The sequence below is a fragment of the Promicromonospora sp. NPDC050249 genome, from assembly GCF_040656015.1.
Classification (GTDB): Bacteria; Actinomycetota; Actinomycetes; order Actinomycetales; family Cellulomonadaceae; genus Promicromonospora.
This window is the reverse complement of record NZ_JBFAKY010000007.1, coordinates 128680-144299: the sequence shown is the minus strand read 5'-3', so window position 1 is coordinate 144299 and position 15620 is coordinate 128680. Positions and strand designations below refer to the sequence as shown.

Below are 15620 nucleotides of genomic sequence, written 5' to 3'. Positions count from 1 at the left end.
ACGCGCATCTTGCGGTGCTGGGTGGATGGCTGGGGTGGCGACGGTTCGGGCGGTGACGCGCCGGGTCAGTACTCGCTCTTCTTCTCCCAGTCCGGGTCGAAGGCACCGCCGTCGGCGACGGTCAGGTAGTCCCGGTAGGACACGGCCAGCAGGGCCTTCGGTACGTCCTTGATCGCGAGGCGTCCCCGCTCACCCCACGTGCCGTGACGCCGGAACACGAGCTGCCGGACGGCGGCGGTGATGTTCTCCTCGGGCAGGAACGCGCCCGTGAACTCGATCTCGACGGAGAGGCCGAGCGTCGGGTACTCCTTGCGGTAGGCGTCGAACCAGCCCGCGTCCTCCGCCTGCGACCGCACGTACCCGAGCTTCGTGGCCCGGCCGCGGATCGTGAACGAGTCGCTGAGCCAGCCCTTGCGGGTCTCGATCACGTCGGCGGTGGCCGCCACGTCGGGCAGCAGGGCGGAGGACGCCGACGCGTCGGCACCCAGACCCTGGTCGAACAGCGGCGTGACCTCATAGTCGGCGAGGTGGGAGCGCCAGGCCGGCGCACCCGACTCCTCGTCGTCCCCGAGGGTCGCCGCGTGCACCAGCGAGACCTGCGCATCCTCGGGGAGAGTGACGTCCTCGTCGTCGACGCCGATCAGCGCGCCGCCGTCGCCCGGCCGGAACGTGATCGCCTCCGAGACGCCCGGCAGCTCGGCGGCCCACACCAGCCGCGCGGCGAGGCGGGACATGAGCGGGTGCCCCAGGACGAACTCGCGCCAGTCGGCGAAGGTCCAGGTGCGGCCGGTGACCATGGCCTCGGCGAAGCGCTGCGTCTGCAGCGCCACGACGGCCTTCAGCTCGGCGCGCGACTCCTTGAGCTGCTTCTTCGCCTCGGCGTAGGCCTCGTCGTCGTCGGACGCGCGCTGGGCCGGCAGAGCCTTGACGACCTTGCCCGCCGGGTTGCGCAGCTCCAGCGTGAACGCCTCGGTGATGCGCCCGGTGACCACGCGCTCGCCGTCGGGCGAACCGAGGTCCAGACGCAGGATCCCGTCGTCGTCGAAGCCAGCGGTCTGGACCGTGCGGTCGGCGAGCTGGTCGGCGTCCCAGCCGTTGCGGTCGGCGATGTCCTGGGCGAGCGCCGAGGCGGTCTCCTGGACGCTGCGCTGCTTGAACCGGCGCGAGACCGCGAGCAGCTGCTGCACCGCTGCCCGGTCACCGTTCGCGGCGAGCGCCCGCACCAGGTACTCGGCCTGCGCGCGGCGGCCCTTGTGGGCGGCGAAGTAGTGCTGCGCGGTGGTGGCGAGCTCCGCGCCGGGCATCCCGACGGTGAGCGCGAGCAGCCCCTTCTCCTGCGTGGCCGACCCGAGGTAGGTGGCCTGGTTCTGCCGGTAGAGGTTCTTCCAGAGGTCCTCGACGGTCTGCCCCGCCTGGTTGGCGTAGTACTCCGGGTACCGCTTGATCGAGGCCTGAAGGTTGGTCCAGTTCGTCTGCGCGTGCCGGTCCGCGAAGGCACGCGAGCTCTCTACCGACGGGCCCCGGGTGTCCTGCGCCACCCAGGCCCGCAGCACGAACGAGCCGAGCGCGGCCTGGGACCCGGCGTCCAGCAGCCCGACGTACCGGGCGACCAGGCCCTCGCCGCTCGGCGACTTCAGCTTGGTGGCCAGCACCACCCACCAACGGACGACGTCGCGCGGCACGACCGCGCCCTGCCCACCGGCGGACTGACCAGCCGACGCACCAGCAGAGCCGGCCCACCGCACCTCGGGAAGCTGCTCGAACGGGAACCAGTCGAGGCCCGCCGGCAGCTTGCCCTTCAGTCCCTTGGTGGCCTCCGCCTCCAGGACCGCCGGCGCGAGGTCGGCAGAGATGTCGTCGCCGAGGGTCTCCAGCGCGGAGAGCAGCGTGGCGCGTGCGGCCTCCCGGCGTTCCTTCTTCAGCGCGGCGCGCAGGGCCGGCACCGCCGCCGGGTCACCGATCCGGGCGAGCCAGGCGGCTGCCGAGGCGCGCACCTCGGCCTTGGGGTCGGCGAGCGCCTGCTCGGCCAGGTTGCGCGCCCCGGCATGCGCCTCCAGCACCTCCTGTGCGGCACGGCGGTGCGTCTTGCCCGTCCCGAGCGCGAGCACCGTGAGCCGCGGCAGCAGGCTCGGCGGGACGGCGGGGAACTCCCGCAGGAGCCGCAGCGCGGTGCCGGTGCCGTTGCGGTAGGGCTCCTCGGTGCCGAGGTAGCGGTCCAGGACGTCCGTGCGCGTGGCGAAGTAGGGCCAGGCGGCAGACGGCGCGAGCGCCTCGCCACCCCACCACGTCTGGAACACCATGTCGCGGACCTGCTCGTCGACGTTCGGCACCCCGGCGCGCGCCAGTCCGTCGTGGACCTGGCGCAGATCGGTGGCCTGGTCGAGGTAGGGCCGCAGGGCCCAGACGAAGTTTCGCTGCGCCTCCCCGTCCCGGAGCGCGAGCACGCGGATCGCCAGCATGAGCCCTGGCTCGGCGAACACGTTCCGAAGCTCGTTGGCCAGCCACTGGAAGAGCACGGCGTGCTGGCGGCGCGTCTTGTTCGTGGTGGCCACGGCACCGGTCACGCGGTCCGGGACCCCCGCGAGGTCGGCGTCGGTGATCGACAGGAGCTCCTTGAGGGTGCGCTGCGCGCGCTCGGCCCAGTACTTGTTCGCGTTGCCGCCCTTCTTGGCGAGATCGAGCTGCACGCGCGCCTTGGCGATCTGCTCGTCGAGCACCTTGCGGGCTCCTGCGGCCCAGCCGGGCTCCACCACCGGGTCAGGGAGGGGCTCGTAAGCCGGGACCTCGATCACGAGATCCGCGCCGGTGTCCGTCCCGGGCTCGTCCAGGGCGCGGGACCGCTCCACGGTCTGCTCCAGGAGCCGCACCCGTGCGCCCTGGCCCGCCGCCACCTTGCCGTTCTCGTCGCGGAGCGCTGCCAGCGCCTCGTCGAGCGCGTCGATACCGCCGTCCAGGCCGACCAGCCGCGTCACCACCTCGCCCAGCTGTCCGGTCGGGACCGTGGTGAGGTGGGGCCGCAGCAGTGCGACCTGCGCGGCGGCGTCGTGCACGGCGAGGTGGCCCAGAGCCTTCGTCCGCACGCCCTTCGCCTTGTCCACGGCGAGCGTCGCCACGATCTCGACGAGCCCGGCCTCGGCCGTGCGCTTCCCGATGCGGGTCAGCACCTCCTGCTTGCCGTGCGCGCCGAGCTGGGTGGTGACCTCGGCGAGCGTGCCGACGTGCTCGGTCACGTACCGGTCGAACTCCTGGCGCGCGGCCATCGCCTGGCGCGGGTCCTGGTACCAGGAACGCTCGTTGGTCCCCCGGTGCAGGATCGCCGTGAGGACGGTGCGTGCCGCGTCGGCGGCCGGTGCCCCGCCCTCGACGGCGACCTGCTCCAGGAACGCGGGCGTCAGCCGGGCCGCGACCTCGGCGACCGACTTGCCGGAGCGGTGCCTCTCGTTGGTCCCCCGCCGTGCTCCGTCGTACACCAGGACGTAGAACCACTCGGGCACCGTGTCGGGCGCATCGGAGGTGTCGCACACCTGCGCGAGCAGCCGGCCGAGGCGGGCCAGCACCGCGACGTCGGCCGACGCGTAGACGCGTCCGCGTGCCGTGATACCCGAGCCTTCGCTCCAGCCCTTGTGCACCGTCGCGACCTGCTTGATGACGTCGGGCGACACCCAACCCGACCAGAGCTTGAGGGGTGCGCCGAACAAGCCGTCCAGGTCGGTGTTGCCCGACTGCTGCACGTTCACGAGCACCTCGGGTGTCGCGCCCTCGAGCACGTACCCGACGGCGTCGTCGTACAGCCCGGTGCCCAGCAGCTTCAGCGGGGCCAGTGCGTCACGCACCGCCTTCACCGTCGTGTCGCCGCCCTTGACCCGGTCCACCAGTTCCTGCAGCATCTCGCGTTCCTCACCCAGCCGTCGGGCACAGGGCACACCTCACCCCTGTGACTCACCGCAAAAGCAGTGCGCGCCAAAAGGTAGCGGTGACCACTGACATGCCTGACCGCTGACCAGCACGGGCGCCGTGCCCGGGCGCCCGTGCCGGTCCACTCCCTACGGGACCAACCGGTGCAGGTCCCTCGGGAACGGCGTCACCTCGCGGACGTTGGCCGCCCCGACGAGGCGCGCCACCCAGCGCTCCAGGCCGATCGCGAACCCGCCGTGCGGCGGCATCCCGTGCCGGAACGCCGCGAGGTACGACGCGTAGGCGGCCGGGTCCTCACCGCGTGCCTCGAGCGCGGCGACGTAGTCGGCGTACCGGTGCAGCCGCTGGCCGCCCGTGACGAGCTCGAGACCACGGAACAGCAGGTCGAAGCTGTTGCTCCACCGCTCGCCGCCGAGCGCGCCGCCCGGCAGAGCGGCGCCCGGGCCGCCCGGCCCCGAGCCCGGCTCCGGATGCGTGTAGAACGGCCGCTTGGCCATGGGGTAGCCCTCGACCGCGACGAGGTCGGACCCGTGCTCGGCCAGGGCCCACTCCCCCAGCGCCCGCTCGTGCTCTGGCGCCAGGTCCGGCTCGTCGGACGGCGCGCCGACCAGCGCGAGCGCGTCCGCGAAGTGGAGCACCGGGATCTCCGCAGGGATCTCAGGCACCTCGATGCCCAGCCGTTCGGCAGCTCCCGAGCCGCGTACGGCGTCAGCCATCCCGGCGAGCACGTCGCGCAGCACGGCCAGCACGTCGCGGTGGTCGCGCACGAACCCGAGCTCGACGTCGAGCGAGCGGTACTCCGCGAGGTGCCGCACCGTGTCGTGCGGTTCGGCGCGGAAGACCGGGCCCACCTCGTAGACCCGCTCGAAGACGCCCACCATCTGCTGCTTGTAGAACTGCGGCGACTGGGCCAGGTACGCGGGCCGCCCGAAGTAGTCCACGGGGAACACGTTCGCGCCCGACTCGGTAGCCGTCCCGACCAGCTTCGGCGTGCAGATCTCGGTGAACCCCGCCGCGTCCAGCGTCGCCCGGAAGCCGCGCAGGCTCGCCGCAGCGACCTCCCACCGCGCCTTCTGCGCGGGGTGCCGCCAGGTGACGGCCGCATGGTCGAGCATCGTCGGCAGCGCGGCGGTGAGCGCCGGCCGCCACAGCTCGACGGGCGGGGTCTCGGCGTCGTCGGTGAGCGGCGTGATCACGGGCTCCGTGACCTCCACGCCGCCAGGGGCCTGCGGGTTGGCGGTGACAGTACCGGTCACCTCGACGGTGGTCTCCTCCGGCGGCATCTCCAGCGCCTGCCCGACGCCGGTGCGCACCACCACCTGGGCGAGGCCGGTGCGGTCCCGCAGCACGAGGAACGTCACGGTCGCGAGCTGACGGCGACGGTGGACCCAGCCCTGCAGCCGCACCGTCGACCCCGGCGCGGCGGCGGACAGATCGCGGGCCGGCGTACGAGCCGGCGCGTTCGTGGACATGGCTACCGCAGACGGGGCTGCAGACATAGCCGGGGCTTGCGAAGGTGGTCTCATCAGTCCTCCAGAGAGCGAAGGCCCTGGAGGAGCGGGCGGGGGCTAGGTCGCGGTGCCACCACTCCTTCGCCGGGAGACCCCGGCCTCTCGTCGGTACGCCGCACGCGCGGGCGGTGCGTCTGCCCGGAAACCCGGGCCGAGGTTCGTCACGCCTCACGCTCGCCACCCAGAGGCTATGCCCGACGGCGCCCGCATCGCCACACGTTTCGGACCGCCGTCCCACGATGTGTCATGAAGTTAGGTTCCCCTAACCGGAGTTGCTATGCTCGCGACGTGATGACAGTTTGTCAGCACGTTCCGTCCTGTCGGAGGAGATCCTGTGAGCCTGCCCGTCGAGGAAGAACTCCCCCTGTCAGCCCTGCTGCGCCAGAGCACGCGCGACGAGCACGACGCAGCGAACTCGGAGCAGTTCATCGAGGAGCTCATGTCCGGTGCGCTGACCCGGGCCGCCCACGCCGACCTCTCGGCCCAGCTCCTCGTGGTCTACGAGGCGCTGGAAGAGGCGAGCGTCGCCGTGCGCGACGACGAGCGGGGCGCCGGCCTCGTCTTCAACGAGCTCACGCGCGTCCCGGCCATCGAACGCGACCTGGCCTACCTGTATGGACCGGCGTGGCGCGAGGAGATCCGCATCCTGCCGGCAACGCGCCTGTACGCGGACCGCGTTCGCGAGATCGGCGGCAGCCTGCCGCACTACGCCGCGCACTCGTACACGCGCTACCTGGGTGACCTGTCGGGCGGCCAGATCGTGAAGCGCATGATGAAGCAGCACTACGGCCTGGACGAGGAGGGGCTGGCGTTCTACACGTTCCCGGACATCCCGAAGGTCAAGGTGTTCAAGGACGCGTACCGCAACGAGCTGGACCAGCTCGACCTGGACCAGGACGAGGTGGCCGCCACCGTCGCCGAGACGCACCACGCGTTCCACCTCAACCGTGCGGTGTTCACGGAGCTCGCCGAGATCCACTGCTGACCCGGACCCTCCTACCGGCAGGTCCAAGAAGCCGTCAGATGCCCAGGCCACCCCGGTGACCTGGGCATCTGACATGTCGCGATGACTCATGTCACCTGAGGAAATGCTCACACCAGGACGTGTCACGAATCAGCCGGCCAGGTGGTCGGATGAAGTATGAACACCACCGAACGTCGGATCTCAACGACAGTGCTGGTCATCGGAACGGGCGGGTCCGGCCTACGCGCCGCGATCGAGCTCGCAGAACAGGGTGTCGACGTGCTCGCCCTCGGCAAGCGGCCGCGCATGGACACCCACACCTCGCTCGCGGCGGGCGGGATCAACGCCGCGCTCGGCACCATGGACGCCGAGGACAGCTGGCAGCAGCACGCCGCGGACACGATCAAGGAGAGCTACTTCCTGGCCAACCCGCACACGGCCGAGATCGTCGCGCAGGGTGCCGCACAGGGCATCGCGGACCTCGAGCGGTACGGCATGGCCTTCGCGCGGGAGGACGACGGGCGCATCTCCCAGCGGTTCTTCGGCGCGCACACCTACCGCCGCACGGCGTTCGCCGGTGACTACACCGGCCTGGAGATCCAGCGGTCGCTGGTGAACCGGGCGACGCAGCTCGACATCCCGATCCTCGACTCGGTCTACGTCACCCGGATCCTCACCCGCGACGGCGCGGTGTTCGGCGCCTACGGGTTCGACCTGACCGACGGCACGCCGTACCTGATCCACGCGGACGCCGTGATCCTCGCCGCGGGCGGTCACAACCGCATCTGGCGGCGCACCTCGTCCCGCCGTGACGAGAACACGGGCGACTCGTTCCGCCTTGCGGTCGAGGCCGGCGCGCGGCTGCGCGACCCGGAGCTGGTCCAGTTCCACCCGTCTGGCATCCTCGAGCCGGAGAACGCGGCAGGGACGCTCATCTCCGAGGCGGCGCGCGGTGAGGGCGGCATCCTGCGCAACGCCCTGGGCGAGCGGTTCATGCAAAACTACGACCCCGAACGGATGGAGCTCTCCACCCGCGACCGTGTGGCCCTGGCCGCGTACACGGAGATCAAGGAGGGGCGCGGCACCGAGAAGGGCGGCGTCTGGCTCGACGTCTCCCACCTGCCGCGCGAGACGATCATGACGCGCCTGCCGCGCGTCTACCAGACGATGCTCGAGCTGCAGATGCTCGACATCACCGCCGAGCCCATCGAGATCGCCCCCACCGCGCACTACTCGATGGGCGGGGTGTGGGTTCGGCCCGAGGACCACAGCACCGACGTCGACGGCCTGTACGCGATCGGCGAGGCGTCCAGCGGCCTGCACGGCGCCAACCGCCTCGGCGGCAACTCGCTGATCGAGCTCCTGGTGTTCGGCCGGATCGTCGGCCGGGCCGCCGCTGCCTACTCGGCGGGCCTGGAGGCACAGCGCCGTTCGCACGACGCCGAGGCCGAGGCCCGCGCCGAGGTCGCCGACCTGCTGGCCGCCGACGGGCACGAGAACGTGCGTGCTCTGCAGCGCGCGGTGCGCAACACGATGACCGAGCACGCCGGCGTCGTGCGGGACGAGCAGGGGCTGACCGCCGGACTGCGCGAGCTGGACGAGATCGAGGTGCGCACCAAGGAGGTGGGCATCCACCCGGACATCGCCGGGTTCCAGGACCTGGCGCACGCGTTCGACCTCAAGGCGTCGCTCATCGCCGCCCGGGCGACGCTGGAGGCCGCCCGCGAGCGCCGCGAGACCCGCGGGTGCCACAACCGGTCGGACTACCCGGACCTCGACCCCGCGCTGCAGGTGAACCTGGTGTGGTCCCCGCGCACGGGCGTGGTGCGGGAGGCGATTCCGGAGGTCCCGGACGAGATCGCCGCCCTGATCCAGGACCAGGAGGTCTCCACGGCGGGCAAGCTGGTCGAGTAACGACTCGTCGAGTGCTGGGTATGTGTGGGATTGGCGGGCTCTACCCCACGAATACCCAGCACTCAACGATGAGGTTCGGCCACGACGGTGACCCTCGCGCTCCCCGCGTCGCCGATGTTGTAGCCGCCTCCTCCACCGCCACCTCCGCCTCCACCGCAGCTCGTCGCGAGGAGCAGGACGGTCAGTCCCACTCCGGCAACAACCTTCGCTCCTCGTGAGATGGGCCCTCGCAGTCTGGACATGGTTCCTCCTCGTACCGGTCCGTCCTCGTAGATCCTTCATACCCCCTTGCGAGCGACACCGGGCCCCATCGCGGCGGCAGAGGGCTTCGACTACCGCGTCCCGGGCCGCAGCGCCGACGGTAATCTGCCGATATGAACCGGGTGACCCTGCAGGACGTGGCGGACCGTGCGGGGGTCTCGATGAAGACGGTGTCCAACGTCGTCCGCGGATACCGTCACGTCAGCCCGGGGATGCGCGAGCGGGTGCAGGCCGCCGTCGACGAGCTCGGGTACCGGCCCAACCGCACCGGCCGCAGCCTCGCGACCGGCCGGTCGAGCATGCTCGGGCTCGCCTTCCCCGACCTCCGGCGGCCGTACTTCGCCGAGCTCGCGCACGTGTTCGCGCGGGTCGCCGAGGCACGCGGCTACCGGCTCCTGCTCGCGGAGACCGGCGCGACGACCGACGGCGAGCGCTCGGTCCTGCACGACCGCGAGGCCGGGATCATGGACGGCATGGTGATGCAGCCGCAGGCCCTCGCCGCCCGGGACCTCGACGGCCTGCCGCACGGCATGCCCATCGTGTTCCTCGGCGAGGACCCGCAGCCCGCGGGCGCCGACCAGGTAGCCATCGACAACGTCGCCGCCGCCCGCGACGCCGTCGGGCACCTGGTACGGATGGGGCGGCGGAGGATCGGGTTCCTCGGCCACGAGGCCGACCGCATCTCGTGGACGTCCACGCTGCGGCTCGAGGGCTACCGCGCCGCCCTCGACGACGCGGGCCTGCCCGCCGACCCGTCCCTGCTCGTCGCGCGGCGGCAGGACGGCGACGCCCGCGACGCCGAGGAAGCGCTCGGCGCCGCGCTCGACGCCGGTCTCGAGCTGGACGGCCTGCTGTGCCGCGACGACCTCGCCGCCATCGGCGCGCTGCGCGCACTACGCCGGCACGGCCTGGACGTCCCTGCCGATGTCGCGGTCATCGGCTGGGACGCCATAGAGCTCGGCGCGAGCACCGCACCGAGCCTGACGTCCGTCGCGCCGGACACCCGGGCGCTCGCCGAACGCGCGCTCGACCTGCTGCTCGACCGCCTGGACGGTCTCGACGAGCCGGGCCGCCACGTCACCGTGGGACACACGATCCTGTTCCGGGAGAGCGCCCCCGAGCTGGGCTGATCCGGTCGTGGCTCGTCGGTCAGGTGACCCGAGTCGCAGGTGCCGGGTGGGCTGAACTTCGTTCACTCTGGCCCCGCACGGTTCGGCCAGGCTGAGCTGTTCGGCCCACCCCGCACCTGCCACAACAGCACACCTCGCCCTGACGACGGCGACCTATTGGGCCGCGCTCGGCCCCGCCGCGAGCTGTTCGACCAGGGCGGCCCGCACCGGCTCCGGCAGCTCGACCGCCGCGAGCTCCGCCAGCTTCTCGGTGGCGCTCCGCTCGCTGCGGACGACGTCCCACGCCTCGAGCTTCTCCGCGTTCCCGATCTGCGCGGACTCCAGGATCACGCGTGCCGCCTCGCGCCGGTCCGAGCCGACCCGCAGCGGCCCGCCGTCAACCAGCACCACGATCTCGGCGGCGGTCGGCCCGGCAGCGCTCACGCTCCACCGTCCGTCGACGCCGCTCACCTCGGCGGGCGCACCGTTGACCGTGACGGATCCCTCGGGCAGCGCGGCAAGGAAGGTCACCGTCCACTCCCGGTGCTCGGGCAGCACGCGGGTATCGCCCAAGGCGCCGCCGATCCGGAACTCGCCGCGCTCCGCATCCCATGACAGCGCGGTCCGCGCCGCGGGCCCGTCACCGGAGCCCACCGAGTCGTCCTCCGCGTCCTCAGCCAGGACCAGCTCGCCGGACGCGGCCGGCGCGACGAGCACCTCGAACGCCGTCGGGTTGCGCGTCGCGTCGAGTTCCGTGCCCGCGTCGAGCGGGAGGATCCCGCCCGCGCGCAGCAGCACCGGTACCGAGCCCAGGTCGCGGTGCATCTCCACGGTGCGCCCGCCCTGGTAGACGGCGTCGGTGACGATGTCGGTCCACAGCCCCGCGGGCAGCCACACCCGCACTCTGCCCCGCAGCGACGCGGCGTCCCGGGGCGACGTGATCGGCGCGACCAGCAGCTCACTGCCGAACTCGTACTGGTTGGGCACGGTGTACGCCTCGCGGCTGCGCGGTTCGAGGTGGTACATCGGTCGCACCAGCGGCACCCCGGCGGCGGCGCGATGGTTCATGGTGTGCAGGTAGGGCACCATCCGGTGACGGAACCGCAGCGCGTCGTCCATCGCCGCCCGGTGCTCCGGCGGGAACACCCACGGCTCCTTGCGGATGAACGGGTTGTTCGCCGAGTGGAGCCGCATGATCGGTGAGAAGACGCCGAACTGCACCCAGCGGGTGGCCAGCTCGTCGTCGCGCACCCCGCGGGTGTGCCCGCCGATGTCGTGGCTCCACCAGGAGTACCCGATGTTGGAGGCGGTGGCCGTGAACTCGGGCTGGAACGCCAGCGACGCCCACGAGACCACGGTGTCGCCCGAGAACCCGACCGCGTACCGGTGGCTTCCGGGGCCGGCGTACCGGGAGAACGTCATGCCCGGCCCGCCGTCGCGCGCGGCGTCGATGTGATGGAAGTGGTTCAGCACCCACAGCGGGTCCACGCCGGGCAGGCCGGAGGTGCGGCCCTGCTGCCAGTCGATCCACCAGAAGTCGACACCCTGCGCCTCCAGCGGGTGGTGCAGCTCGGAGAAGTAGGCCTGGAGGAAGACGGGGTCGGTCGGGTCGAACGCGATGGGCGCCCCGCTGTCCGGGTCCACACCCATGGCGCGGGCCATGGCCGGGTACGCGTCCTCGAAGGCGCGGACACCGTCGGCCGGGTGCAGGTTGAGGGTGGTGCGCAGCCCGCGCTCGTGCAGGGTGCGCAGGAACCGCTCCGGGTCCGGGAACAGCGTGGGCTCCCACGAGTAGCCGGTCCAGCTGCTGCCGAACTCGGGCGGCACCGACCCGACCCGGTGCCAGTCCATGTCGATCACGGCGACGGAGAACGGCACGCCCTCGTCGTCGAACCGGTCCAGGAGCTCCAGGTACGACTCCTCGCTGTACGGGTGGTAGCGGCTCCACCAGTTGCCGAGCGCCCAGCGCGGCAGCCGCATCGGGTGGCCGGAGACCCGGTACAGGTCCTGGACGGCGTCCGGGTAGTCGCGGCCGTGCGCGAACACGTACAGGTCCTGCCTGCCGGGCACCCGGGAGCCCACCCAGCCGTCGTCCTCGAACAGGAAGGAGACCGAGTCGTCGACGACGGCGATCCCGTCGGGGGCCACGACGCCCGGCTCCAGGTTGATGCGGCCGTCGACGTCGTCGAGCGTGCGGGCCGTGCCGCCGAGGTCCCGCGTCGGCTCGCCGTAGCGCCACCGGCCCGAGTCGCGGCCCAGCACCTCGACGACGAGGCCGCTCGCGGAGAACTCGGCGCCGTCGTACCGCAGCCGTGCGCGCCGCGTGGTGACCACCACGCCCTCCCCGAGGCGCTCGACGGTGAAGTCGACCGGCGGCAGGTCGCGGCGGATCGCGAAGGTGGAGGCCCGGTCCTCGAAACCGCCGTCGCCCGACCGCTCGACGCGGAAGACTCCGTCGGTCAGGACGGTGATCCGCCAGCCGGCGCCGTGCACCTGCTGCTCCGTCCGCGCATGCGGCGCCGCGTCCAGCAGGGGCCGGATGACGGGCAGGCTGTCGACGATCTCTGACATGTCTCTCCTCGTGCTCGGTTCAGTGCTTGACGGCGCCCTGCGTCACGCCGCTGATCACCCAGCGCTGCGCGAACAGGTAGGCGATGATCGTCGGCGCCATCGCCATCAGGTACGACGCGAAGGCGACGTTGTAGTTGGTGCCGAACTGGCTCTGGAAGATGTTCTGCACGACCGGCAGGGTCTGCAACGTCGGGTCGGACATGATGAGCGACGGCATCATGAAGTCGTTCCACGACGCAAGGAAGGCGAAGATGCCGACCGTGGCGTTCATGGGTCCGAGCAACGGCAGGATGATCCGCCAGAAGATCTGCCAGGTGCTCGCGCCGTCGATGCGGGCGCTCTCCTCGAGCTCGATCGGGATCGAGCGCAGGTACGCGGTGTACAGCAGCACGCTGAAGGACAGCTGGAACATCGCGTGCAGGATCCCGACGCCGACCGGGTTGTCGAGACCGGTGAGCGCCGTGAGCTGGATCTGCGGCAGCGCGACGACCGGGAACGGCAGGAACAGCGCCACGAGCAGGTAGATCATCGACCAGCGGAAGAACCGGTGCGACCAGTTCCGCGCGATGGCGTAGGCAGCCAGCGAGCTGAGCAGCAGCGTCAGCAGGACGGCGAGCGCCGCGACGGCCAGCGAGATCGCGAAGGACACCGGGAAGCGCGTGAGCTCCCACGCCTCGGCGAAGCTGGCCGGGTTGAACGGGGCGGGCAACGAGAACGCGTTGCCGTCCGCGGACTGGGCGCTCGACTTGAAGGCCATCGACAGCGTCACGTACAGCGGCACGAAGACCGTGAGCGTGGCGAGGCCGAGCAGGATGGTCAGGGGCCAGCTGGTGCGGTTGACACGGCCCGCGGCGACCGCGCGGGGGCGCCGCCGGGCGTGCGGGCGCGGATCCGCCGCGCGGGGTGCATCGATGATGGTCACAGCTGGACCGCCCTTCCACGGGTGGCGACGATCTGGGCGACGGAGATGAGGGCGGTGACGACGAGGAACACCGTGGCGTTGGCCATCTGGTAGGCGTAGTCGCCGCCGGTGAAGCCGCTGAAGATCGTCATGGCGACGCTGCTCGTCGCGGTGCCCGGCCCGCCGCCCGTCAGTCCCACGATGACGTCGTAGACGCCGAGGTAGCCCTTCACGCCGAGGATCGTGTTGATCAGGATGAAGCCCGCGATGAGCGGGACGGTGATGGACCGGAACTGCCGCCAGGGGGACGCCCCGTCGAGCGCGCTCGCCTCGTACAGGTCGGTCGGGATGGACGTCAGCCCGGCCGTGTAGACCAGCAGCGCCCCGGGGATCGTCTGCCACGCGGACACGATCACGATGGACAGCCAGGCGAGGTCCGGGTTGCCGAGGATGCTCTCCTCCAGCGGCCCGAAGCCCACGGCCGTCGCGAGCGCGGGCAGCGAGTTCGAGAACAGGAAGTTGAACACGTAGGCCACGACGATCCCCGAGACCACCATCGGGATGACGAACACCGTGCGGAGCGTGGTCGCGAAGCGGATCCGCCGCGACAGTGCCACGGCCAGCGCGAGGGCGATCACCTGCGCGACGACGACGGTCACCACCGCGAACCCGAGCGTGAACCCGTACGACTCGAGCATCCTCGGGTCGCTGAACAGCGCCGCGTAGTTGCGCAGGCCCAGGAACGACCAGTCCCCGAAGCCGACGTAGTCGGTGAGGCTGTAGAAGATGCCGATCAGGGCCGGGACCACGACGAACGCCGTGAACACGAGCAGCGTGGGCACCAGGAACAGGTAGTACAGCGGCTCGACGCCGCGCCCTCCGCCCGTGCGGCGGACCTTCTGAGGCGACCCCTTCTGATACAACGTTGTGCCGCTCATACGGTGGCACCCCTTCCTGCGACGCGGCGCCAGTCGGCGTCGAGCTGGCGGAGCATGCCCTCGAAGTTGCCGCTCCGGATCGCGGCCTGGAGGTAGTTGCCGAGCGGGATCGACGTCGGCACGAACGTCCCGGCGCCCTGGTAGAAGGCCGCGCGGTCGACGTACTCCTGGAGCCCGGCCAGGCGCTCGTCCTCCTGCGGGGGTGAGTCGGTGAGCGTCGAGTACGCCAGGTTGTCCTGGTTGTAGGCGTTGATGATCTCCGGCTGCATCAGGAACTCGACGAGCTCGCGCGCCTCGTCCTGATGCCTGGACGCCGTGGGGATCCAGAGGCCGAGGTCGATGTTGACCCGGGCCTGCCGCTCGTCCCGGTTCTCCGAGACGGGCAGCGGGAACGTGCCGATCTCCAGGTCGGGGTCGACCAGCGCGATCTGGCTGAGCGCCCACGGGCCCTGCAGGTACATGGCGGCCTCGCCCTTGCCGAACGCGAGGTTGCCGTCCGCGTAGGCACGCACCGCATGGTCCTTGTTGAAGTACGACGAGATGGTCTTGGCCCGCTCCATCGGCACGGCGAAGTCCTTCTCGAACGAGACCTCGGAGTCGGGCCCGACGTCGGTACCGAGCTCCTTCATGCGCCGGAAGAACTCCCCCGGCGCGACCAGGCTGCCGACCGAGTAGTCGAACAGGCCCTGCCAGAGCGTCCAGGTGTCCCGGTCGGTCGCGTAGATCGGCGTGACGCCGGCCCGGGTGAGCTCGTCGCAGACGTCGACGAACTGCGACCACGTCTCGGGGACCGGCAGCCGGTGGTCCGCGAAGATCCTCTTGTTGTAGATGACGCCGGCGGCGGCGAGCGAGTACGGAAGGACGCTCGTGCGGCCGGGGTAGGTGGCGTACTGGTCGGTCAGCTCGCCGATATCGGTCCGGACGGCCCGCGCCGACGGCAGGTCCGACAGGTCACCGAGCACACCGCGCTTGATGTAGCGGGCGAGCTCGAGGTTGTCGTTGAAGCAGCCGACGTCCGCCGGCTCGTTGCGCACGAACTGCGGCGCGATGGCCACCGTCGAGTCATGCACCACGGCGATGCCGGGGCGGGCCTCCTCGAAGCGGCGCAGCAGCTCGTCGAAGTAGGCGATCACCTCCTGCTTCTGCTCGTAGAAGCGCAGGGTGACGCCCCCGCCTGCGGCTCGCGAGGCCGGCGCACACCCGGCAGCACCGAGCGCGACGAGGGCCGCTGAGCCGGCGAGGAACGAACGACGACTCAGCGGTACGGGACGACTGGAACCTGGACTCACGCTGCATCTCCCTTGATTACTGCGACCGTGGGAATTTACAGCGCTGTAAATCGGCAGTCAAACCTGTGTCGACAGCCGGGCGGGACGCCGCGCCCGTCAGCGAGCGGCCCTGCCCCAGGACTTCTGCGCCTGTCGGCACAGATGTCCACCGGTTCGGCGGTGGTGCTCGGCCTCGTCCACGTCGTCGTCGGCGCCGTCCTGGTCCCGCTGCTGCTCCGGGTGCCGCGCGGGGGCGACGAGGCCTGAG

General features: G+C 71.3%; 9 protein-coding genes. 3 read left to right on the top strand and 6 right to left on the bottom strand.

Annotated features, from left to right (window positions below; genetic code table 11):
* Nucleotides 1-65: 65 nt before the first annotated feature.
* Nucleotides 66-3887, bottom strand: coding sequence for a DUF4132 domain-containing protein (locus AB0I32_RS07805; protein WP_357504546.1), 3822 nt, complete (start codon nt 3885-3887; stop codon nt 66-68).
* A gap of 156 nt (nt 3888-4043) precedes the next feature.
* Nucleotides 4044-5387 (bottom strand): aspartate--tRNA(Asn) ligase, encoded by a 1344-nt coding sequence (gene aspS, locus AB0I32_RS07800; RefSeq protein ID WP_357504544.1) that lies wholly within the window; start codon nt 5385-5387, stop codon nt 4044-4046.
* 373 nt (nt 5388-5760) lie between these two features.
* Here aspS and AB0I32_RS07795 point away from each other — a divergent pair, with 373 nt between their 5' ends.
* From AB0I32_RS07795 to AB0I32_RS07785, 3 genes are all read left to right on the top strand, one after another.
* Complete coding sequence (locus AB0I32_RS07795; RefSeq protein WP_357504542.1) at nt 5761-6411, top strand: biliverdin-producing heme oxygenase; 651 nt, start codon at nt 5761-5763, stop codon at nt 6409-6411.
* Between the two features lie 156 nt (nt 6412-6567).
* Nucleotides 6568-8304, top strand: a complete 1737-nt coding sequence (locus tag AB0I32_RS07790) for an FAD-binding protein (protein WP_357504540.1) — start codon at nt 6568-6570, stop codon at nt 8302-8304.
* A 374-nt stretch (nt 8305-8678) separates the two neighbouring features.
* Complete coding sequence (locus tag AB0I32_RS07785; RefSeq protein WP_357504538.1) at nt 8679-9695, top strand: LacI family DNA-binding transcriptional regulator; 1017 nt, start codon at nt 8679-8681, stop codon at nt 9693-9695.
* Nucleotides 9696-9848: 153 nt separating this feature from the next.
* On the opposite strand, the gene AB0I32_RS07780 is transcribed toward AB0I32_RS07785, so the two are convergent.
* Genes AB0I32_RS07780 through AB0I32_RS07765 form a run of 4 tightly spaced genes read right to left on the bottom strand, consistent with a single transcriptional unit; the run spans nt 9849 to nt 15373 of the window.
* Nucleotides 9849-12245 carry a TIM-barrel domain-containing protein gene (locus AB0I32_RS07780; RefSeq protein ID WP_357504536.1) on the bottom strand — a complete coding sequence of 799 codons (2397 nt, stop codon included), beginning with the start codon at nt 12243-12245 and terminating at the stop codon, nt 9849-9851.
* 19 nt (nt 12246-12264) lie between these two features.
* Complete coding sequence (locus AB0I32_RS07775) at nt 12265-13167, bottom strand: carbohydrate ABC transporter permease (RefSeq protein WP_357504534.1); 903 nt, start codon at nt 13165-13167, stop codon at nt 12265-12267.
* Nucleotides 13164-14084: a sugar ABC transporter permease gene (locus AB0I32_RS07770; RefSeq protein ID WP_357504532.1), complete on the bottom strand. Its 921-nt coding sequence runs from the start codon at nt 14082-14084 to the stop codon at nt 13164-13166. The genes AB0I32_RS07775 and AB0I32_RS07770 overlap by 4 nt, the downstream gene beginning before the upstream one ends.
* Entirely contained in the window at nt 14081-15373 is a 1293-nt protein-coding gene (locus AB0I32_RS07765; protein WP_357504530.1) for an extracellular solute-binding protein, read from the bottom strand. The genes AB0I32_RS07770 and AB0I32_RS07765 overlap by 4 nt, the downstream gene beginning before the upstream one ends.
* Nucleotides 15374-15620 lie beyond the last annotated feature (247 nt).

What these genes read in the sequence shown, in the direction of transcription:
- AB0I32_RS07785 (WP_357504538.1), top strand. Translation starts at nt 8,679, where the DNA reads ATGAACCGGGTGACCCTGCAGGACGTGGCGGACCGTGCGGGGGTCTCG.
- aspS (WP_357504544.1), bottom strand. Translation starts at nt 5,387, where the DNA reads ATGTCCACGAACGCGCCGGCTCGTACGCCGGCCCGCGATCTGTCCGCC.
- AB0I32_RS07780 (WP_357504536.1), bottom strand. Translation starts at nt 12,245, where the DNA reads ATGTCAGAGATCGTCGACAGCCTGCCCGTCATCCGGCCCCTGCTGGAC.
- AB0I32_RS07790 (WP_357504540.1), top strand. Translation starts at nt 6,568, where the DNA reads ATGAACACCACCGAACGTCGGATCTCAACGACAGTGCTGGTCATCGGA.
- AB0I32_RS07770 (WP_357504532.1), bottom strand. Translation starts at nt 14,084, where the DNA reads ATGAGCGGCACAACGTTGTATCAGAAGGGGTCGCCTCAGAAGGTCCGC.
- AB0I32_RS07805 (WP_357504546.1), bottom strand. Translation starts at nt 3,887, where the DNA reads ATGCTGCAGGAACTGGTGGACCGGGTCAAGGGCGGCGACACGACGGTG.